The organism is Actinoplanes sp. G11-F43, from assembly GCF_050589265.1.
Taxonomy (GTDB): domain Bacteria; phylum Actinomycetota; class Actinomycetes; order Mycobacteriales; family Micromonosporaceae; genus Actinoplanes.
Window position 1 is genome coordinate 38,719 of sequence record NZ_JBNZCE010000028.1, and the last position, 19,053, is coordinate 57,771.

A 19,053-nucleotide genomic window follows, 5' to 3' on the forward strand; every position below is an offset into this window, starting at 1 on the left:
GCGGTACGTCCCCCGAGACCACTGAAGGAACGAGCATGCCCACCCGTACCGGAAAATGGTTGAGAACCTGGACCACGGCGATCGTCCTCGTCGCCGCCATCCCCTCCCCCGCGGCGGCGTCGGCCGCGCGCGGGCCCCGTCTGGAGAAACTCGATCGCGGCCTGGTCGCCGCACCCACCAGTGAGGGTGTCTTCCTGAGCTGGCGGCTGCTGGGCCATGAGGCGACCGGGCGCTCGGCGACCGGGCTGACCGGCGTGAACTTCCACGTCTACCGCGACGGCCGGCGGATCGCGACGGTCAGCGACAGCACGAACTACCTGGACAAGGCCGGTTCCGGGACGTCGCGGTACTGGGTGGTCCCGGTCCGGGGCGGCCCGGCCGGCAGTGCGACCGCGTGGTCGAACGCCTACTACGAGCTGCCGTTGAGCAAGCCGGCCGACGGGGTCACCCCGGCCGGTGAGGCCTACACCTACTCGGCGAACGACATGAGTGTCGGTGACGTGGACGGCGACGGCGCGTACGAGTACATCGTCAAGTGGGATCCGTCGAACGCCAAGGACGTGTCCCAGGTCGGCTACACCGGGCCGGTCTATGTGGACACCTATCGTGCCGACGGCAAGCTGCTGCACCGTATCGATCTGGGCGTCAACATCCGGGCCGGGGCGCATTACACCCAGTTCCTGGTGTACGACTTCGACGGCGACGGCCGCTCGGAGATGATGATGAAGACCGCGCCCGGCACCCGGACGATCCGGGACGGCAGGTCGAAGTACATCAGCACGCCGGGGCACCGCCCGACCGAGGACCACCGGCTGAGCGCCGCCGGATACTACGAGCACGTCGTCGACATGTTCCTCGGCTGGCACAGACATCCCGAGGTGCGGGCCGGTCGCTGGCCGGCGACGCTGGAGCAGGCGTTCGGCATCGAGCCGCGGTACCGGTATCCGCTCAGCCGGGCCGACGCCGAGGCGCTGACCGACTATTTCATGGACGTGTACGCGCCGGCCCGCAGCACCCGTAACAACCTGCGCGCGTTCGAGGGTTTCATCGTCGACGGCCCCGAATATCTGACCGTTTTCGACGGTGCCACCGGGCGTGAGTTGCAGACCGTCGACTACCAGCCGGGGCGGCACGACGACGGCCTGATGTGGGGCGACTACGCGATGGCCCGGATCGAGCCGGGCAACCGGGTCGACCGGTTCCTGTCCGGGGTGGCCTATCTGGACGGCAAGCGCCCGTCGGCGGTGTTCGCCCGCGGCTACTACACCCGGACCACGCTCGTGGCCTACCGCTGGAACGGCCGCAAGCTGGTCAAGGACTGGTTCGTGGACTCGGGCTGGACGCCGATGTCGAACCCGTTCAACGACTCCCCGCACGGGGTCGACGGCACCTCCCCGAAATACGGCAAGCTGACCACGCAGGGCTTCCACTCGCTGAGCGCCGCGGACGTGGACGGCGACCGGAAACAGGAGATCGTCTACGGCTCGGCCACCATCGACGACGACGGCGACGTGCTGTACTCGTCGTTCGCCGAGATGCCGGAGGGCAGCGCGACCCCCGGGGTCCAGGCCCGGCTCGGGCACGGCGACGCCATGCACGTGACCGACATCGATCCTGATCGGCCGGGGTTGGAGATCTTCACCGTGCATGAGGGCGGGACCTGGGCGCCGTACGGGATGGCGATGCGCGACGCCCGTACCGGCGAGGTGCTGTTCGGCACCTACTCGGGCCGGGACACCGGCCGCGGCATGATCGGCGACGTGCTGCCCGGCACCCGGGGCATCGAGTCGTGGGCCAGCATGCCCGGCGGATCCGAGGCGCTCGGGCTGCACAGCGCGAAGGGCGAGGTGCTGACGAACACCATTCCCGGTACGAATCAGAGCATCCGCTGGGCCGGTGATCTCACCACGCAGATCGTCAACGGCGCACAGGACGTGACGCCGAGCATCGACGACTGGACACGTGGGCGGCTGTTGACGGCCGACGGCACCCGGACCAACAACGGCACCAAGGGCAACCCGGGCCTGGTGGCCGACGTGTTCGGGGACTGGCGTGAGGAGTTGCTGGTCCGCACGGTGGACAGCTCGTCCATCCGGATCCACCTGAGCACCGAGGTGACGAACCACAAGCTGTACACGCTGATGCACGATCCGCAGTACCGCGTCGAGGTGGCCCGGCAGCAGACCACCTACAACCAGCCGTCCTACCCGAGCTTCTATCTGGCCTCGGACACCGACTGGTCGAAGGTTCCCCTTCCCCGCTGACGGTTCCTATATTTTATATTGGCGCTATGAGCCGACTGTCGGAGATCCGCGCCAACGGCAACAAGGCGACCATCGATGAGATGGACGCGATCTGGGACTCGCTGCCCGCCGCACGGCCTGAGGAGATCCTCGGGTCCTGGCGTGGCAGCGAGTTCGTCACCGGCCACCGGTTCGAGGGCTACCTGCCGAGGATCCGCTGGCACGGCAAACGCTTCACCACCCTCACCGACGTCGCGCCATTGGTGTGCGTCTCTTCCTCAGGCGAGCTGTTCGACGACGTCGAACGTGCCAGAGGCGGGGCGGCGCTGTACGCCGTCGAGTTCCGCGGGCAGATCACCGCGACCATGGTGTACGACGGGCAACCCGTCCTCGACCACTTCAAACGCGTCGACGAGCACACCCTGCTCGGGGTGATGAACGGCAAAGGCGTCCTCGACGACGGCCGGCACTACTACTTCCTGCTCGAACGGGAGTGAGCCCGGTGCGCATCCAGGCAGCGGTCGTCGACTCCGCCGGCGGACCCTTCGTCATCCGCGACGTCGACCTCGAAGAACCCCGCGACGACGAGGTGCTCGTCCGGATCACCGCGGCCGGCGTCTGCCACACCGACCTGATCATGCGGCGGCGGTGGAGCCGGCTGCCGATGGTCTTCGGGCACGAGGGCGCCGGCATCGTCGAAGCCGTCGGCGCGGCCGTCGGCACGGTGGCCGTCGGGGACTCGGTGGCGCTGAGCTACCGCAGCTGCGGCAAGTGCGGCCAGTGCCGGGGTGGGCATCCGGCGTACTGCCTGCTCAACGATCTGAACATGCGGGGCACCCGGGCCGACGGGAGCAGTCCCCTCAGCGCCGGGGGCTCCACCGTCTACGGCAACTTCTTCGGGCAGTCCAGTTTCGCCAGCCATGCGGTGGCGTACGCGAGCAATGTCGTCCGGGTCCCGCCGACCTTGAGTCCCGCGCTCGCCGCGCCCCTCGGCTGCAGTGTCCAGACCGGTGCCGGAACCGTCCTCAACGTGCTGCGCCCCTCCCCCGGCGACACCGTCGCGATCTTCGGCACCGGCAGTGTCGGGCTCAGCGCGGTGATGGCCGCGGTGTCACTGGGCTGCACGGTCATCGCCGTCGACCCCAACCCGGCCCGGCGGTCGCTGGCCGTCTCGCTCGGCGCCCACACCGGCCTCGACAAGGCACACCACGCCATCGACACCACCGGCCGGCCCGACGTGATCAACCGGGCCATCGGATCACTGCACCGGCGGGGCACCCTCGCCCTGGTCGGCATCGGCGGCAGGGCCGAATTCGACATCATGACCGTGATGACCAACGGCATCCGCATCCGCGGCGTCATCGAGGGCGACGCCTCCCCCGCCACCTTTCTCCCCCAGCTCGTCGACCTGCACCGGCTCGGCCGCTTGCCGGTGGAACGCATCGTCACCGAATACCCGTTCACCGAGATCGAGACCGCGGCACGGCACGCCGCCGAGGGAACGGTCGTCAAACCGGTCCTGACCTTCGGGTAGACATAGGAGAATGACGTATCCACCGCCGCGATATCTCGGGGAATCCGGCCTCACCCATGCCGCACAGCACCGGCCCCACACCGCGGAACCCGACTATGTCGACCAGAACGGGACCCGCATCCACTACCTGAACACCGGGCCGTCCACCGGCGGGCTGTTCGGCGTCTACCGGTGGGAGTGCGGGCCGGGCGAGGCCGGGCCCGACCCCCATTTCCACCGTACGATCACCGAATCGTTCTACATCCTGTCCGGCGTGATGAGCATCTACAACGGCACGGAATGGATCGACGCCGAACCGCACGACTGGGTGCATGTGCCGATCGGCGGGGTGCACGGATTCAAGAACCGGTCCGGGGCGCCCGTGTCGATGCTGCTGCACTTCTCGCCCGGAGCACCCCGGGAAGGCTATTTCGAAGGACTCGCGAACCTCGGGGAGATGAACGATGACGAACGTGCCGCCTTCTTCCTCGAACACGACAATCACTGGGTCTGACTCGTCCGGATACATCGCCACGCTGCCCCGGAAACGGATGGGCGCCGGAGTGCTGCTGACCGGCTCCGACGATCGGGTGCTGCTGGTGGAGCCGACGTACAAGCCCAACTGGGAGGTGCCCGGCGGGGCGGTCGAAGCCGAGGAGTCGCCGTTGACGGCCGCCCGGCGGGAACTGCACGAGGAACTCGGGCTCACCGTCTACATCGGACGGCTGCTGGTCACCGACTGGGTGCCGCCGCGCCCCGGCCGTACCGACGGCTTGATGTTGATCTTCGATGGTGGGGTGTTGCCGGCCGCCACCGCCGAGCGGATCGTCCTGGCCGCCGACGAGTTGCGCTCGTGGGCCTGGTGCACCCCGGCGGAAGCCGGACAACGCCTGATCCCGCTGCTGGCCCGGCGGGTGGCCGCAGCGGTAGAGGCCCGCGCCGGCGGCACGTGCGCCTACCTCGAGGACGGCCGTCCCGTCATCTGACCAGGTCCCCGCGCATCCGCTGGGCCGTCACCCGGTGACCCGACGACTCGTAGAGGGCGATCGCGGTGCGGTCGGTGCCGAAGACGTTCAGTTCGAGCGCCCGCGCACCCCGCTCCGCGGCAGCCCGCCCGGCGACGGCCGGCAGCGGCATGCCGGGGGTGTCGGGGCCCCGCGGCAATGCCACGGCGTCGCGCCTCCGCGCCTCCGCGCCTCCGCGCCTCCGCGCCTCCGCGTGGAGAGCGTCGAACTGCCCGCGCCCGGCCGCCACCATCGCCTCGGCGAACCCGGCCCGGGACATCGCACCGTCAGCTCACCCGTCATCCGATTCTGCGACGCACCCGAGGCGAAGATTTCTGCCCCGGCCGGTAGTGGCGGCCCGCCGCCGTTCGTCATCACCACGACGGAACATGGCGAGAGGATGAGAATGGACCTGGTCACGGGTGCGGGAGTGGCGATCACGGTGGTGGTGCCGGTGCCGCGCGAACGGATGTGGGAGCTGATCACCACCGTGGAACGGATCGGTGAGTGGAGTCCGGAGACGATCGGCGGTGGCTGGACCGGCGCGGACCGGTTCGAAGGGCACAACCGGTTCCCGGACGGCACCGAGACCACCGCGATCTGCGTGGTCACCGAACGGCGGGACGGCACGGTCTTCGCCTGGGATGTGCTCGACCAGGCGGGACTCGCCGGATCGTCCTGGCGGTACGAGCTGGCCGACGGCGGTGAACCGGGAACCACCCTGGCCCGCCAGAGTTTCCGGCACGGTCCGGGAGACACCGGCGCCCGGACCCCGGACGGGCTCGGTGGGCGGCTGGTGGAACTGTGCAGCAACATGGTCGCCACGATCACCGCGATGGCTTCGACGACGGGGGCGGCCCGATGAGATACCTGATGCTGGTCTGTGTCGACCCGGACTTCACGCCCGGCGACGACGACGGAGCGCCCGACGTGGACGACTGGGCCGGGGAGATGGACGGCCGGGGCATCCGGCTGATGGGTGACCGCACCCGGCCGGACAGTGCGGCCACCACCGTGCGGGTACGCAACCGGCAGGTGCTGGTGACCGACGGCCCCTACACCGAGACCAAGGACGTGATCGCCGGTTTCGACGTCCTCGACTGCGAGGATCTGGACCAGGCGATCGAGGTGGCGTCCCAGCACCCGATGGCCTGGAACGGCGTGATCGAACTACGCCCGGTCTGGCCCTGGAACGAGGACTGACCCCGGCCGGGGTGCGATCGTGTGGCCCGTGGTGGCTCGATTCGGGCCACCACGGGCCACNACGAATTGAGGCCGCCGCGTCCCGGCGGCGGACGCCGGGTGGCCGGGAAGGGTGGGTCTTGTCAGAGGCTGTGGACGGGCGGATCGGGGAGATCTATGCCGGCGGGTGGGGGCGGATCGTCGCGGTGATGGTCCGCTTCACCGGTGGCGACTGGAGTCTGGCCGAGGAGTGTGCCCAGGACGCCTTCGCTCGGGCGCTGCAGGTCTGGCCGGAGACCGGTGTGCCGGACCAGCCGCTCGCCTGGCTCACGACGACCGCCCGGCGGCGGGCGACCGACGTCATCCGGCGGGCCGGCGTGGAACGCCGGAAGCTACGGGCGGCCGCCACGGCCGAACCACCCGCGATCAGGGAGGAGGGACCGGGCACGGACATCGACGACGGCGACATCCCGGACGAGCGGCTGGAGTTGATCTTCACCTGCTGTCATCCGGCTCTGAGTGACGAGGCGCAGGTGGCACTCACCCTGCGGTGCGTGGCGGGGCTGCGGACCACGGAGATCGCCCGGGCCTTCCTGGTGTCGGAGAAGACGATGGGGCAGCGGATCTTCCGGGCCAAGCAACGGATCCGGCACGCGGGTATCCCCTTCCGGGTGCCGCCGCCACATCTGCTGCCGGACCGGCTGTCGGCCGTCCTGGCCGTGCTCTACCTGCTGTTCAACGAGGGTTACTCGGGGGATCCGCGGCTGTGCCGGGAAGCGGTCCGGCTCGGGCGGGTGCTGGCCCTGCTCATGCCGGACGAGCCGGAGGTGCTGGGGGCGCTCGCGCTGATGCTGCTGCAGGACGCCCGCCGGGCCGGGCGCACCGACGCCGCCGGGGATCTGATCCTGCTCGCCGACCAGGACCGGACGCGGTGGGACGCCGGGCAGATCGCCGAGGGCGCCGCGATGTGCGAGCGGGCGCTGCGGCACGGGCGGGCCGGACCATACCAACTGCAGGCGGCGATCGCGGCCTGTCACGCGACGGCGGCGGGCATGGACGACACCGACTGGGAGCAGATCGCCGGGCTCTACACCGAACTGCTCCGGATCGCGCCGTCCCCGGTCGTGGAACTGAACCGGGCCGTCGCGGTGAGCATGACCGGCGCCGGGCCGGCCGCGGCGCTCCGGCTCGTCGATCACATCGATGGGCTGCACGACTATCACCTCTTCCACGCCACCCGTGCCGAACTGCTGCGCCGGCTCGGCCGGGAACCGGAGTCGGCGGAGAGCCGGCTGATCGCCATCCGACTGGCTCCTACCGAACCTGAGAAACGCCTGCTAGCAGCCGCTCCGCGAACCGGGCCTCGAACCGGGCCGCCCAGCGGGCCACCGGTGGCAGGGTCAGGATGAACAGCAGGGCGACCGCGGCGTGGAAGCCGACATTCGTCGAGTAGGAGTCGCCGAGACCGATCAGCTCGGGCACCTCGGCCCCGTCGGCGGGCAGCGACCAGCCCCACAACGCCCAGGTCAGACCACCGACGATGGCCGCCCACCAGGTCGCCACGACGATGAACGCGACAGTGCTCGGGATCCACCGCAGTGCCGCGTGGGCCAGGTCGCGCCAGGTCTGCCGGTCGGCCAGCACGGACCTCAGCCGGGTGGGGAGGGTGGAGGAGTCCACCGCCCGGTAGACGGGGTCGGGGATCTGTCTCCCGAGGACCACCGCGACCCTCTCGCGCTCGGCGGCGGCGAAGCCGCGGGCCTGCATCAGGGCGAACAGCATCAGCGGCAGGCCCACCCCGGCCACCTCCAGCCCGGCGCCGACCGCCAGCGCCGCGACCGGAACCAGCAGCGCGCCCGCGGCCAGCGGAAATCCGGTGAGGACATAGCGGGAGTCGGTGGCGACCCGTGGCGCGATGGCGGGCATGAGAACCGGCGTCGTCGTCATACCCGAACGCTATTCCCCCGAACGGCCCGTGCCGATGATGCCAGCACACCCTTGTCCGGTAGGGCTAGCACTACCGCACGACGCCGAGCGACGGCACCGGCTCCTCCACCGCGATCCTCTCCTCCGGGGCCGGGATCACCGTGATGCCGGTCAGGATCAGGGCGCCACCGGCCATCTGGAGCCAGGTCAGGGACTCGCCGACGACGATCCAGGCGAGGATCGAGGCGAAGACCACCTCGAGGAGGCCGACGAACGACGCCAGGCGGGAGCCGAGTCTGGCGGAGCCGTAGATGCCGGTGGCGTAGGCCACGGCCGTGCCGAAGAACGCCACCACGGTCAGCGGCACCCACCAGGCCACCGGGGAGCCGAGCAGGGCCACCTCGCCGAAGGTCATGCCGACCGGGACCAGGCCCAGCAGCCCGGCCAGGCCGAGGGCGGCGCCGCCGAGCAGCAGGCCGAATCCGGCCAGGGCGACCGGTGGCAGGCCGTCGGCGGGGCGGGCGGCGACCACGAAGTAGACCGCGCAGCCGATCGCCGCGGCGAAGGCCAGCAGCAGACCGGCCGGGTCGACGGCCTCCAGCGCGCCGGGCCCGATGACCAGCGCCAGGCCGCCGATGGCGAGCACCGAGCCGAGCACCACGGCGGGCCGGGGCAGGCGCCGGGTGCTGACCGCGACCCAGATCACCAGCAGCAGTGGCGCGAGGTATTCGACGAGGAGCGCGGTCGACACCGGGATGCGCCGGATGGCGGCGAAGTAGGACAGCTGGGTGAACGCGACCGCGATCAGCCCCATGCCGGCCACCCGCCAGCGGCCCCGCCACAGCGCGTCCCACCGGCCGCGCAGCGAGAACACCACGATCGGCAGCAGCAGCAGGCCGGCGAGCAGGGCCCGGGCGGTGACCGCGGAGGCCGGGGACCAGCCGGCTTCCAGCAGCGGTTTGATGAACGCGCCCGACGTGGCGAAGGTCGCGGCCGATGTGAAAGCGGCGGCCAACCCGGTGTGGAGCGGCTTCACGACATCCTCCAGTCAGGGGCTAAACTTCATACGCCCATGACGCTAGGCTTCCCGGGATAAGGAGTCAAATTGCTTTTCGCCCCTGACACGGAGGAGGCGCTGGAGTTCGTCACCGTGCTCGCCAACACCGCCGCCGGCGCCTCCCGCACCGGCGACGACGAGCTGTCCACGGTGGAGGAGCTGGCCGCGCTGCTGAGCAACCATCCGTTCTCCGGGCGCATCGACCACGACGCCGCCGAGCTGGCCGCGGTGCGGGAGACCCGTGATCTGCTGCGCTCGGTGTGGACCCTGGACCGGGACGAGGCGGTCGCCGCCGTCAACCTGATGCTGCGGGTGGCGCAGGCGCTGCCCTACCTCACCCGGCACGACGGCCTCGACTGGCACATCCACGCCACCGAGCCGTCGGCGCCGCTGGCCGAGCGCATCCGGGTGGAGGCGGCGCTGGCCCTGATCGACGTGATCCGGATGGACGAGACGAACCGTCTGCGGGTCTGCGCCGCCGACGACTGCGACGGCATCTTCATCGACCTGTCCCGCAACGGTTCGAAACGGTTCTGTTCGGTGCGCTGCGGCAACCGGGTCAACATGGTGGCGTTCCGGGCCAGGCGCACGCGCTGAGTGTGCGGATCGCCGACGAGATCCGTCTGGGCGCCCGTGTGGTGCCGCTGGACGAGGTGCCGGCCGGGTGGATCGAGAGCGGCGTTGCGCGCCGGCCCGTACGTCGAATACATCGAGAAGCCGGTCGGGATCGGCCCGGCGAGTGGTAAGGACCACGAACCGTGACCGGGCCGTACTCGATAGGGTCGGTGGGTGCCCCGCCGGAACACCGTGGTCCTCGCCGTCTGTCTCGCCGCCGCGTTCACCACCCTGCTCGACCAGGCGAGTCTCAACTCGGCCATCCCGGCGCTGCGGGACGAGCTGGGCGCCGGCCCGGCCACCCTCCAGTGGATCATCGCGGGCTACTCGCTGACGTTCGGGCTGGCGATGGTGCCGGCCGGACGGCTCGGTGACACGCACGGGCGCAAGTGGCTGTTCGTCGGCGGGCTGACCCTGTTCACGGTGGCCGGCGTGGTCGGGGCGACGGCGACCGAGGCGTGGGTGGTGGCGGCCGCCCGGCTCACCCAGGGCGCCGGTGCCGGCATCGTCAACCCGCAGGTGTACGGGCTGTTCCAGGATCTCTTCACCGGCCGGGAACGGGCCCGGGCACTCTCCGCGTACGCCACTGTCGGTGGCATCACCGCGGTGCTCGGGCCGCTCGTCGGCGGGGCCGTGCTCGGTGCGGCCGGCGGTGACCTCGGGTGGCGGGTCGTGCTGCTGATGAGTGTGCCGTTCGGGCTGGTCACCGTACCGCTGGCAATCAAGTTCCTGCCCGGTGGACCGCGACCGGGAAGCGCTCGCCGGACCACTCTGGACCTGCCCGGTCTGGCCCTGCTGGCCGCCGTGACGCTGTGCCTGCTGCTGCCGTTCGTGCTCCCGGACGGGCCGGGCCTGCCGACGGCGGCCTGGCCGTTGCTGGCGGTGGCCGCGCTCGGCGCCCTGGCCTGGTGGGAGCGGCGGTACGCCCGGACCGGCCGGACCCCGGTGCTGATGCCGGAGCTGCTGCGGTCGCGCGGGTTCAGTCTGGGCACCCTGTCGGCGATGTTCCAGTTCGGCGCCACCCTGTCGGCGAACCTGGTGCTGGTCCTGCATCTGCAGGACGGCCTGGGGTGGAGTCCGCTGCGGGCCGCGCTGCCGCTGATCCCGGGGGCGATCGGGTTCGCCCTCGCCTCGTCGCAGAGCTGGCGGCTGGTGTCCCGGTTCGGGCGGGCCGGTGTGGTCGGCGCGCTGGCCGGATCGGTGCTGGCCACGGTGGCGACCCTGCTGGTGGTGCGGACCGTGCCGGAGTCCGGGCTGATCCTGGCGCTGTCACTGACCCAGTTCGCGTCCGGGCTGGCCGGTGGGCTGATGCTGTCGCCGAACCAGGCGCTCACCCTGGCCCACGCGCCCGCCGGGGCGGCCGGGCTGGCCGGAGCGTTCCTCCAGGTGTCCCAGCGGATCTCGGCGACCCTGGCCACCGCGGTGGTCACCGGGATCATGGTCACCGACGACGGGGTGAGCGCCGGCCTGGCCATCTGCGTGGCGATGCTGATCGCCTCGACCGCGTGCTCGGCACTGGACCTGCGCACCCGGCAGCCGGTCACCGCGCCGCAGACCGTACCGTGACGGCTCCGGCGATCGTGACCAGCGGTGGCTCCAGCTCCGGGAAGTCCGGGACCACCCGATGTCCGCGGGCGATCCTGCCGGGTCCGTGACCGGCCGGCGGCACGGACACGATGGTCGCGGCGCCGCCGGCCGGGCGCGGCGGCATCCGCTCCGTGCCGGACGGCGCGGCCGTCGCCGGCCCGGTGTTCCGGGAGCTGACACCCCGCCCCGTTCGTTGAAGCGGGCATGAGACGACGGACGTTGCTGACGGCGGCAATGCTGACCGGGATCGCGGGCTGCCGGGACGAGCCGGGACGGCTGACGATTCCGGACGCGCCGATCGGAGCTGAGCGGGTCGAGCGGCGGTTCTCGGCGGCCCGCGGCCGGCTCGTCGACTTCTACACCGCCGTTCCGCACGGGCACGGCGACGGGCGCGGGCTGCCGGTCTGCCTGGTGCTGCACGGCGGCTCCAGACGGCCGCCGGACTTCCCGGGCCTCGGGCTGGGCCGGCACCTGACCGCGGCGGCCCGGGAACATCCGCCGTTCGTGCTGGCCGGGGCCACCGGCGACCGGCTGGCGTGGCGGCCCCATCCGGGCGACGATCCACAGCGGATGGTCCGCGAGGAGATCCCGGCCTGGTGTGCCGAGCGCGGCTTCGACATCTCCCGCATCGCGGTCTGGGGCTGGTCGATGGGCGGCGCGGGCGCGTTGTCACTGGCCATGACGTTTCCCGATTTCGTACGGGCGGTCGCCGCGTTCTCCCCCGCGGTCACCCCCGGGGACGCCGTCTCCACCGGGGCCGCGAAGCTCTCCGGCATCCCGGTCGGACTGTGGTGCGGCACCGGCGACGACCTGCTCGACGCCGTGCGGGCGCTGCCGGTCGAACCGGCGGCCGGCCGCTACGGTCCGGGCGGGCACGATTTCACCTACTGGAGCACGATCGTCCCGGAGGCGTTCGCGTTCGTGGCCGGACGGCTCACCCCGGCGTGACGACACCACCCGTCGTCTCGCCGCCCGGGGCGCTGGCGATGCAGTGCAGCAGGGTGTCCGCGCCGACCGTCACCGGCCACGCGTCGATCCGCCACTTCCGCACCCGGGACGGGTCGGCGGTGCGGTCGGCGAGCGTCCCGGCGTTGCACACCGCGCCCACCTCGGGCCGCGCCACCAGCGACTTCTCGCTGATCGTGACTCCGCCGGCGGGCAGCGGCACAGCGGCGAACGTCTCCCAGTAGTGCTCCTCGGCGCAGTCCCGGCGGCGGGGCGAGACGGCGACACCCGAATTGGCGACCAGGCCACCCCAGCACAGCGGCTCGGCCGGGCAGAAGCCGAACTCACACTCGGCGAACAGGTCCGGCACCACCACGGCCTGCTGCTCCGCCGGGACCACCCCACCGTCGGCGGCGGGTGCCGTGTCCGGCCGCAGCAGCCCCCAGGCCAGCACCCCACCGACCACGATCAGCAGCCCGGCCAGAGCGGCGAGCAGCACCGGCTTGCGGGACGCCGGGGCGGCCGTGGTCAACCGCGGCGTCCTCGGGGCCGCCGCCTCCCGGGCGGCACCCGCCAGCTCCCGCGCCGACGGCCAGCGGTCCAGCGGGTCGACGGCCAGCGCCCGCTCGACCACCGCCTGCACCGGGACCGGCAGATCCACCTTGATCGTGCGGGGGCCCTGCTGGAGACGTTGCAGCGCGACCGCGTACGGATTGTCGCCCTGGAACGGCTTCTCCCCCGCCAGACACTCGTACGCCACCAGGCCCAGGGAGTAGACGTCGCTGAGCGGCCCGGCCGGTTCGCCGCGCACCTGCTCCGGGGACAGGTAGGTGGGGGTGCCGAGAATCGCCCCCGAAGCGGTGAGCTGGCTGGCCGACTCGTGCCGGGCGATGCCGAAGTCGGTGATGACGACCGAGCCGTCCCGGCGTACCAGAAGGTTGGCGGGTTTGATGTCGCGGTGGACCAGCCCCTGGTCGTGGACCGCCTGCAGACCGGCGGCGGCCTGCTCGATCAGGCGCATCGTCTCGTCCGGGGCGAGCCGGCCGCGGGTCAGCCGCTGTGCCAGGGACTCGCCGTCGACGAATTCCATCACCAGGTAGAGCACACCCTGGTCGCGCCCGAAGTCGTGGATCGACGCCACGCCCGGGTGGTTGATCCGGGCCATCGAGGTGGCCTCGGCCTCGAACCGTTTCGCGAAGTCGGGATCGTCGGCGACGGCCGGGAGCATGACCTTCACCGCGACGGTACGCCGCAGCACCTCGTCGACGGCGAGCCACACCTCACCCATGCCGCCCGCGCCGACGCGCTGCTGCAGCAGGTACCTGTTCCCCAGAAGCACCGCGCCAGCCTAGACCGCGACCGTCTGCGCGAGACAGCCGGTCAGAGCCCGTTTCGGCTCGCCGGGCACAGCGCCGTCGCGCGGCATGGTGCGGATGTCGCCGCAGCGTTCCCGGGCCTGCCGGGACGCCATCCGCAACGCCGCCGCGAGAGTCTCCGTCGTCATCGCGGCATTATCGCCGGGTGACCGATTCGGATCCGTTGTGTCCGGCCTGTGGCGCCGCCGCTCACCGGGTGCGGCGGAGCAGGCCACGATCAAGAGCGACGACCACCGCGTGGGTACGGTCGTTGACGTCCAGTTTCGCGAACAGCCGCAGCAGATGCGTCTTGACCGTCGCCTCCGCGATGACCAGCCGCGCCCCGATCTCGGCGTTGGTGAGACCGTCGGCGACCCCGTTGAGCACGTCGAGTTCCCGGGCGGTCAGCGGCGCCCGCTCCGGCCGGCGCATCCGGGCGAACAGTTTCGCCGCCACCCGGGGCGCCAGCACGGTTTCCCCACGGGAGGCCGCGTGCACGGCGTCCACGAGCTGATCGCGGGTGGTGTCCTTGAGGAGATATCCGACCGCACCCGCCTCCACCCCGCGCTCGATGTCGTCGTCGGTGTCGTAGGTGGTCAGGATCAGCACCCGGGTCCGGGGATGCCGGGCCACGATGGCGGCGGTGGTGGCCACCCCGTCCAGGATCGGCATCCGCAGGTCGACCAGGGCCACATCGGGATCGTGCCGGGCGATCAGGTCCAGCGCGGCCCGGCCGTCGCCGGCCTCGCCGACCACGTCGATGCCGGTGTCCCCGGCGAGCAGGGTGATCACACCGGCCCGCATCACGGTGTGGTCGTCGACCACCACGATCCGGATCCGGGTCATGCCGGGGCCTCCGGGAGGCGGGCCAGGATCCGGGTGCCGTCGCCCGGTGAGCTGGTCACCGTCAGCTCCCCGGCCATCTCGGCGAACCGCCGCCGCATCCCGTCGATGCCGAACCCGGTGCCCTGCCGCACGTCGAACCCCACCCCGTCGTCGGTGATCTCCAACTCCACGTCGCCGTCCTGCCGGGCCAGGGTCACCCCGACCGTCGAGGCCCGCGCGTGCCGGCGCACGTTGGCCAGCGACTCCTGGGCACAGCGCAGGAACGCCACCCGGGACGGCTGATCGCAGCGCACGTCGGCCAGGTCGGCGATCACGGCCAGCCCGGTGTCCTCGGCGAACCGGTCCAGGGTGCGCCGCAGCGTCTGCGCCATCGAGCCGGTCGCCGGGCGGGCCGAACCGACCAGCTCCCGGGCCTCGGCCAGGTTGTCCCGGGCGGTGGCTTCGATCGACCGCAACTGCCGGGCGCTGGCGTGCTCCGGGTCCAGGCCGGAGCGGGCCGCCTCGGCGAGCACCACGATCGACGCGAATCCCTGCGCCAGCGTGTCGTGGATCTCGCGGGCCATCCGCTCGCGTTCCCGCAGCCGCGCCCACTCGTGGCTCTCCTCGACCACCCGGTGCGCCCACATGCCGATCAGGACACTCGCCGCGTACACGATCAGGGTGGAGATCACGCTGGGCACGAACTCGGTGCCCCACCCGGTGCGCAGCGTGCTGCCGATCAGGGTGCCGGCCGCGCCCGCCGCGCTGAACCCGATCGACGCCCGCCACGAGCGGGTGAGCACCCAGAAGTGCGGCAACGTGACGATGAACAGCACCACGTAACCGCCCCGCAGATAGGACAGTCCGCTCAGGGCGAGGACCAGGACGAGGAGATAGCCGTACGGGTGGAGTGGCCCGCGCACCGTCAGGACGTAACCGGCGGCCAGCGCGGCCAGCAGCACCAGCGACCAGTTCCGGGCCGGGCCGGGCGGGTCCAGGGCGAGCACCACCACGGAGTACAGCGTGTACAGCACCCAGCAGACCGCGTTCCACCGCCGTAGCGTGCTCTCCCAGAACGGCCCCGTCACACCGCTCAACCTACTGCCCGGCCCGGCCACCACGCCCGCTCGCCGAGCAGGTGCAACACCGACGGCAGGATCAGGACCCGGACCACGAACGCGTCCAGCAGCACCCCGGCGGCCAGCACGATCCCCATCTGCCGCAGTTCGGTCAGATCGACGAAGATGAAGCTGACGAACACCGTGGTCATCACCACCGCGGCGCTGGTCACCACCCCGGCCGACTCGGACAGACCCACCCGGACCGCGTCGCGCGCGGTGTGGCCGGCGCGGACCGCCGCCCGGATCCGGCTCACCACGAAGAACTGGTAGTCCATCGACAGTCCGAACAGGATCACCACCAGGAACAGCGGCACCCGGGTCCCGACCGGTCCCGGCGACACCAGCAGCAGGGCTCCCATGGCGGCCGCCGCGGACAGCAGGTTCAGCGCCGCCCCGAGCAGGCCGAGCACCACCGACCGGAAGAACACCACGGTCGTCAGGAACGTGACCGCGAGCAGCGCGCCGAGCACCATCGGCAGCCGGTCCCGCTGATGGGCCGGATAGTCGACGATCCGGGCGACGTCCCCGGACACCGCCCACTCGGCCCCCGGGACGGCGCCGAGGGCGGCCGGGAGAAGACGCTTGCGCAGGTACGTCAGCGAGTCCACCGCCTCCGGCGAGTCGTTCCGGGCGGTCACCGGCAGGGTGAGCACCGTGATCCGGCCGTCGGGTGACACCCGTGTCCGGGACGGATCAGCGTCGATGCCGGCCAGCGCGGCACGTACCCGCGCCGCCCGCTCCGGATCGGCCCGCACCACCACCTGATGCTGCCCGCGCAGTTCGGGGAACACGGCGACCAGCCGGTCACGGACCCGCATGGCCGGGATCTCCCGGGAGAACGTCTCGACGCTGATCTCGGTGACCCGCAACCCGGCCAGCGGCGCGGCCAGCGCGAGCAATGCCAGCACCGACACCACCAGGATGGTGGCCGACGGCCGGATCCATCGTGCCGTCCTCGTCCTCGTCCGGGTCCGACGCCGCCGGCCGAGCGTCGCCGGCAGTACCGTCAGCGCACCCGCCACCGCCACCAGGGTGACCACGATCGTGGCGGTGGCCAGCGACGAGAAGATGACGTCGGAGGCCAGATAGAGGGTCGCCGCCGAGACCGCCACCGCCAGCCCGGAACTGACCACGACCGCCCCGGCACCGTCGAACTCCAGGTAGAACAGCGCGTAGTCGACACCGACCGCCATGCCGATCAGGATGATCACGTTGGTGCCCACCCCGGCGTCCGGGAAGACGTGCGACGCCAGCAGGGCCAGGCCGGTGGCCGCCGCGATCGACGTCAGCGCCAGCAGCACCGGGATCGTCGCGGCGGCCACCGAACCGAAGACCAGCCACAGCACCATCAGCGTCACCGGCAGGGCGATCATCTCGGATCGGGCCAGGTCGGCGGCCCGGCGCTCGTCCAGGCCACTGCCGATCGAAGCCCGGCCGGTCTGTTCCACCCGCGCGTCCGGATGGCCCGCCCGCACCGCGGCCGTCTGCTCCCGCAACACGCCGACATGCTCCCGGGCCGCCAGCTCCGGGCCACGCATGGTGATCACCACCAGCAGTGTGCCGCCGTTCGGGGACCGTACGACCGGATCGACCGCCTCGACCTCCGCCAACCGTGACATCCGCGCGACGATCTCCGCCGCGGCCCGGTCCCGGCCCGGCCCGGAGATCAGCACCTGCTCCTGGGGCCTTCGCTCCAGCCCGCCGGCCGCGGCCATCGCCTCCGCCCGGCCCGCCTCACCCACCCGGTAGTCCTCGGTCGTGGCGTCCCGGCCACCCACCGCCAGCCCGGCGACCAGGCACGTCGCCACGAACACCAGCCAGCCGGCGATCACCCGCCACGATCTCGCGTCCCTCATGGACGAAGCCTCGCCGAACGGCGCCGCCACCGAGAGCATCGTTCGACGGGACTTCCCGTCCACCGGCCGGTGGACCTTCTGCCTCGCCACCGCAGAGGTGAAGATGGATGCATGCGGGTGGCGGAGGAACGTTTGATCGCGGCGATCGAGGCATACGTCGCCGGTCCACTCCACGGCGAGGTGATCAAACGGCCGGACGGCTCGGTGCGGGTCATCACCGACGACGCGACGATCAGCACCGCCCCCGCCGAATGGTGGATCGCCGACATGCCCGGCGTGCGCGAGGCGGTCCGGATCCGGCGGGACACCTGGTCCTACAACCACAATCAGGTGTACGGGGTCCTGTTCACCGACGACGGCATGCTCCTGCTCAACGACCGTGCCACCATCGACGCGCTGGGCCGGCGGCTCGGCGACGACGTGGACCCGTTCGCGTACGCCGAGGTGGTAGCCGAGTTCTGGTCGGTCGACTCGCTGGACGTCGCCGTCGCCACCGCGTGCGCCGCCGACTTCCCGTGGCGCTCCGGCGAACTCTTCATCGACTCAGGCGTCTACCCCGACCCGGTGTGCGACACCGAGGGCGACGGCCTGCTGCTGGAGTTCTACTCCGGCCGGGGCTTCATCCCCCGCACCGCGGCGGCCGGCTACCACGTCTACCACTGGCGGATCACCGCCACCCCCGGCTCGCCGCCCACCTGGCACCGCACCCATCTGGGCTTCGACGGCCCCGGCTTCTGACCGGTCAGGTGTGCTTCTTCACCGATGGCCAGATCCGGTGCTCCGGATCCCAGAAGATCGGATAGAAGTCCAGATCGCGCCGGATACCGTACAACCGCTGCCGACCCATGAAACTCAGCCGCGAGATGTTCGTCTCGTCCTGTAGTTGCAGGTCCTGCAGTCGCCGCACCGCCTCCGGATTCGGCAAGCCGGCCGGATCACCGTAATCCTTACCGACACCTCCGTTGAAAACCTCGGCCGGGGTCATCGTCTCCAGATGGCTGACCGCCTTGAACATCTGCACGATCGTGCCGATGGCCGAAGCACCCAGGCAGAACGGTCCGTCGTAGTCAAATCTGGTCCAGCGCACCGTAAGCCTGCCCGCCATCGGCAGCCGCAGTGTCGCGGTCAACGCCTGCTTCGCCGCCGTGGGAACAGACTTCTTGGGACTGGCCGCACTCGCCGCACCCGGAATGCGCCTCTTACGATTGCCGCTCACCGGCGCCCCGCTCAGGCGTCGTAGACCGACAGGTAATACTCCTGCATCGCCGCCGGTGTTATCACCGCGCTGGACCGTTCCATCGGCGCAACCCCCGCAGCCTCACGGGTATCGCGCCACGGGCCCTCCCTGTGGGTCAACTCGGACAGCTGGTGCGCGGTCATGTCGCCGTAGAACTCAAGAACCACATCCACCGACTCGCGCTCGCCCTCCGACAACCCGTCCGGATCACCGGACGGCCACACCTCGATCGAGAACTGACCGCGGTGCTCCGCGTAGAGGGCGGGAATGACCGGGCCATTCGCCCAAGCCTCGATGTGCTCGTCGAACAACGGCCGGTCGTCCCACACCAGATGCCAGGCCTGCGCGTAATACAGCAACTTCTGCAACTTCATCGCCGACATCGGCCCGCGCCGGGACAGAACATAGGCGGCGACGTCATGCACGGTTGCCACTGTCACACCTCCCGAGCTGGGCTTTCGGACCGCTCGTCCGCCTACGAGCTTAGCGATGAGGTGTGACATCTTACGTCCCTAACCGATGCGCCTACCGCGCAACCGCGATCTTGAGAAACTCCGGTGTTCCATCCTTCGCCCCTGCTCCGCACC

The 19,053-nt window shown here is 71.2% G+C and carries 22 protein-coding genes; 12 read left to right on the forward strand and 10 right to left on the reverse strand.

From position 1 onward, the window contains the following. Positions 1–35 precede the first annotated feature (35 nt). From ACQ0O7_RS31170 to ACQ0O7_RS31190, 5 genes are read left to right on the forward strand one after another with little or no spacing between them, the layout of a single operon-like run. On the forward strand, positions 36–2,264 hold the full coding sequence (locus ACQ0O7_RS31170; RefSeq protein ID WP_430787261.1) for a rhamnogalacturonan lyase: 2,229 nt from the start codon (positions 36–38) through the stop codon (positions 2,262–2,264). 26 nt (positions 2,265–2,290) lie between these two features. After that, a complete protein-coding gene (locus ACQ0O7_RS31175; RefSeq protein WP_430787263.1) occupies positions 2,291–2,740 on the forward strand; it encodes a DUF4334 domain-containing protein in 450 nt (149 codons plus the stop codon). A 5-nt stretch (positions 2,741–2,745) separates the two neighbouring features. Further along, on the forward strand, positions 2,746–3,777 hold the full coding sequence (locus ACQ0O7_RS31180) for an NAD(P)-dependent alcohol dehydrogenase (protein WP_430787265.1): 1,032 nt from the start codon (positions 2,746–2,748) through the stop codon (positions 3,775–3,777). A gap of 10 nt (positions 3,778–3,787) precedes the next feature. Continuing rightward, complete coding sequence (locus ACQ0O7_RS31185) at positions 3,788–4,270, forward strand: cupin domain-containing protein (RefSeq protein WP_430787267.1); 483 nt, start codon at positions 3,788–3,790, stop codon at positions 4,268–4,270. 37 nt (positions 4,271–4,307) lie between these two features. Continuing rightward, positions 4,308–4,742, forward strand: a complete 435-nt coding sequence (locus tag ACQ0O7_RS31190; RefSeq protein WP_430787269.1) for an NUDIX domain-containing protein — start codon at positions 4,308–4,310, stop codon at positions 4,740–4,742. On the opposite strand, the gene ACQ0O7_RS31195 is transcribed toward ACQ0O7_RS31190, so the two are convergent. Beyond that, on the reverse strand, positions 4,735–5,040 hold the full coding sequence (locus ACQ0O7_RS31195) for a hypothetical protein (RefSeq protein ID WP_430787271.1): 306 nt from the start codon (positions 5,038–5,040) through the stop codon (positions 4,735–4,737). The genes ACQ0O7_RS31190 and ACQ0O7_RS31195 overlap by 8 nt on opposite strands. Positions 5,041–5,166: 126 nt before the next feature. On the opposite strand from ACQ0O7_RS31195, the gene ACQ0O7_RS31200 reads away from it, so the two are divergent. From ACQ0O7_RS31200 to ACQ0O7_RS31210, 3 genes are all read left to right on the forward strand, one after another. Continuing rightward, a complete protein-coding gene (locus tag ACQ0O7_RS31200) occupies positions 5,167–5,625 on the forward strand; it encodes an SRPBCC family protein (RefSeq protein ID WP_430787273.1) in 459 nt (152 codons plus the stop codon). Then, positions 5,622–5,963, forward strand: coding sequence for a YciI family protein (locus ACQ0O7_RS31205; RefSeq protein ID WP_430787275.1), 342 nt, complete (start codon positions 5,622–5,624; stop codon positions 5,961–5,963). The genes ACQ0O7_RS31200 and ACQ0O7_RS31205 overlap by 4 nt, the downstream gene beginning before the upstream one ends. A 119-nt stretch (positions 5,964–6,082) precedes the next feature. Further along, a complete protein-coding gene (locus ACQ0O7_RS31210) occupies positions 6,083–7,351 on the forward strand; it encodes an RNA polymerase sigma factor (RefSeq protein WP_430787277.1) in 1,269 nt (422 codons plus the stop codon). Here ACQ0O7_RS31210 and ACQ0O7_RS31215 read toward each other — a convergent pair. Together ACQ0O7_RS31215 and ACQ0O7_RS31220 are read right to left on the reverse strand one after the other, a co-directional pair. Then, positions 7,257–7,889 (reverse strand): sensor domain-containing protein, encoded by a 633-nt coding sequence (locus ACQ0O7_RS31215; RefSeq protein ID WP_430787279.1) that lies wholly within the window; start codon positions 7,887–7,889, stop codon positions 7,257–7,259. The genes ACQ0O7_RS31210 and ACQ0O7_RS31215 overlap by 95 nt on opposite strands. A gap of 70 nt (positions 7,890–7,959) precedes the next feature. After that, positions 7,960–8,904 carry an EamA family transporter gene (locus tag ACQ0O7_RS31220; protein ID WP_430787281.1) on the reverse strand — a complete coding sequence of 315 codons (945 nt, stop codon included), beginning with the start codon at positions 8,902–8,904 and terminating at the stop codon, positions 7,960–7,962. A 69-nt stretch (positions 8,905–8,973) separates the two neighbouring features. On the opposite strand from ACQ0O7_RS31220, the gene ACQ0O7_RS31225 reads away from it, so the two are divergent. From ACQ0O7_RS31225 to ACQ0O7_RS31235, 3 genes are all read left to right on the forward strand, one after another. Continuing rightward, positions 8,974–9,522, forward strand: coding sequence for a CGNR zinc finger domain-containing protein (locus ACQ0O7_RS31225; protein ID WP_430787283.1), 549 nt, complete (start codon positions 8,974–8,976; stop codon positions 9,520–9,522). A gap of 192 nt (positions 9,523–9,714) precedes the next feature. Next, entirely contained in the window at positions 9,715–11,106 is a 1,392-nt protein-coding gene (locus ACQ0O7_RS31230) for an MFS transporter (RefSeq protein ID WP_430787285.1), read from the forward strand. Positions 11,107–11,331: 225 nt separating this feature from the next. After that, a complete protein-coding gene (locus tag ACQ0O7_RS31235; protein WP_430787287.1) occupies positions 11,332–12,075 on the forward strand; it encodes an alpha/beta fold hydrolase in 744 nt (247 codons plus the stop codon). Here ACQ0O7_RS31235 and ACQ0O7_RS31240 read toward each other — a convergent pair. The 5 genes from ACQ0O7_RS31240 to ACQ0O7_RS31260 all read right to left on the reverse strand — a co-directional run bounded on the left by ACQ0O7_RS31240 (position 12,062) and on the right by ACQ0O7_RS31260 (position 17,229). Further along, complete coding sequence (locus ACQ0O7_RS31240) at positions 12,062–13,411, reverse strand: serine/threonine-protein kinase (protein WP_430787289.1); 1,350 nt, start codon at positions 13,409–13,411, stop codon at positions 12,062–12,064. The genes ACQ0O7_RS31235 and ACQ0O7_RS31240 overlap by 14 nt on opposite strands. 9 nt (positions 13,412–13,420) lie before the next feature. Beyond that, on the reverse strand, positions 13,421–13,576 hold the full coding sequence (locus tag ACQ0O7_RS31245; protein WP_430787291.1) for a hypothetical protein: 156 nt from the start codon (positions 13,574–13,576) through the stop codon (positions 13,421–13,423). 61 nt (positions 13,577–13,637) lie between these two features. Beyond that, complete coding sequence (locus ACQ0O7_RS31250) at positions 13,638–14,273, reverse strand: response regulator (protein WP_430787293.1); 636 nt, start codon at positions 14,271–14,273, stop codon at positions 13,638–13,640. After that, positions 14,270–15,340, reverse strand: coding sequence for a sensor histidine kinase (locus ACQ0O7_RS31255; RefSeq protein WP_430787295.1), 1,071 nt, complete (start codon positions 15,338–15,340; stop codon positions 14,270–14,272). The genes ACQ0O7_RS31250 and ACQ0O7_RS31255 overlap by 4 nt, the downstream gene beginning before the upstream one ends. Before the next feature lie 5 nt (positions 15,341–15,345). After that, positions 15,346–17,229: an MMPL family transporter gene (locus ACQ0O7_RS31260; RefSeq protein WP_430787297.1), complete on the reverse strand. Its 1,884-nt coding sequence runs from the start codon at positions 17,227–17,229 to the stop codon at positions 15,346–15,348. Positions 17,230–17,340: 111 nt separating this feature from the next. Between ACQ0O7_RS31260 and ACQ0O7_RS31265 the strand changes: the two genes are divergently transcribed. Further along, on the forward strand, positions 17,341–17,967 hold the full coding sequence (locus tag ACQ0O7_RS31265; protein WP_430787299.1) for a hypothetical protein: 627 nt from the start codon (positions 17,341–17,343) through the stop codon (positions 17,965–17,967). 4 nt (positions 17,968–17,971) lie between these two features. On the opposite strand, the gene ACQ0O7_RS31270 is transcribed toward ACQ0O7_RS31265, so the two are convergent. Both ACQ0O7_RS31270 and ACQ0O7_RS31275 read right to left on the reverse strand, forming a co-directional pair. Further along, positions 17,972–18,445 carry a hypothetical protein gene (locus tag ACQ0O7_RS31270; protein ID WP_430787301.1) on the reverse strand — a complete coding sequence of 158 codons (474 nt, stop codon included), beginning with the start codon at positions 18,443–18,445 and terminating at the stop codon, positions 17,972–17,974. Positions 18,446–18,456: 11 nt separating this feature from the next. Continuing rightward, positions 18,457–18,891: a Panacea domain-containing protein gene (locus ACQ0O7_RS31275; RefSeq protein WP_430787303.1), complete on the reverse strand. Its 435-nt coding sequence runs from the start codon at positions 18,889–18,891 to the stop codon at positions 18,457–18,459. Positions 18,892–19,053 lie beyond the last annotated feature (162 nt).

Excerpts from the sequence above, each read along its gene's own strand:
- ACQ0O7_RS31205 (WP_430787275.1), top strand. The coding sequence starts at position 5,622 with ATGAGATACCTGATGCTGGTCTGTGTCGACCCGGACTTCACGCCCGGC.
- ACQ0O7_RS31175 (WP_430787263.1), top strand. The coding sequence starts at position 2,291 with ATGAGCCGACTGTCGGAGATCCGCGCCAACGGCAACAAGGCGACCATC.
- ACQ0O7_RS31215 (WP_430787279.1), bottom strand. The coding sequence starts at position 7,889 with ATGACGACGACGCCGGTTCTCATGCCCGCCATCGCGCCACGGGTCGCC.
- ACQ0O7_RS31185 (WP_430787267.1), top strand. The coding sequence starts at position 3,788 with ATGACGTATCCACCGCCGCGATATCTCGGGGAATCCGGCCTCACCCAT.
- ACQ0O7_RS31170 (WP_430787261.1), top strand. The coding sequence starts at position 36 with ATGCCCACCCGTACCGGAAAATGGTTGAGAACCTGGACCACGGCGATC.
- ACQ0O7_RS31260 (WP_430787297.1), bottom strand. The coding sequence starts at position 17,229 with ATGAGGGACGCGAGATCGTGGCGGGTGATCGCCGGCTGGCTGGTGTTC.
- ACQ0O7_RS31235 (WP_430787287.1), top strand. The coding sequence starts at position 11,332 with ATGAGACGACGGACGTTGCTGACGGCGGCAATGCTGACCGGGATCGCG.
- ACQ0O7_RS31265 (WP_430787299.1), top strand. The coding sequence starts at position 17,341 with ATGCGGGTGGCGGAGGAACGTTTGATCGCGGCGATCGAGGCATACGTC.
- ACQ0O7_RS31195 (WP_430787271.1), bottom strand. The coding sequence starts at position 5,040 with ATGTCCCGGGCCGGGTTCGCCGAGGCGATGGTGGCGGCCGGGCGCGGG.
- ACQ0O7_RS31190 (WP_430787269.1), top strand. The coding sequence starts at position 4,308 with ATGGGCGCCGGAGTGCTGCTGACCGGCTCCGACGATCGGGTGCTGCTG.
- ACQ0O7_RS31200 (WP_430787273.1), top strand. The coding sequence starts at position 5,167 with ATGGACCTGGTCACGGGTGCGGGAGTGGCGATCACGGTGGTGGTGCCG.
- ACQ0O7_RS31245 (WP_430787291.1), bottom strand. The coding sequence starts at position 13,576 with ATGACGACGGAGACTCTCGCGGCGGCGTTGCGGATGGCGTCCCGGCAG.
- ACQ0O7_RS31250 (WP_430787293.1), bottom strand. The coding sequence starts at position 14,273 with ATGACCCGGATCCGGATCGTGGTGGTCGACGACCACACCGTGATGCGG.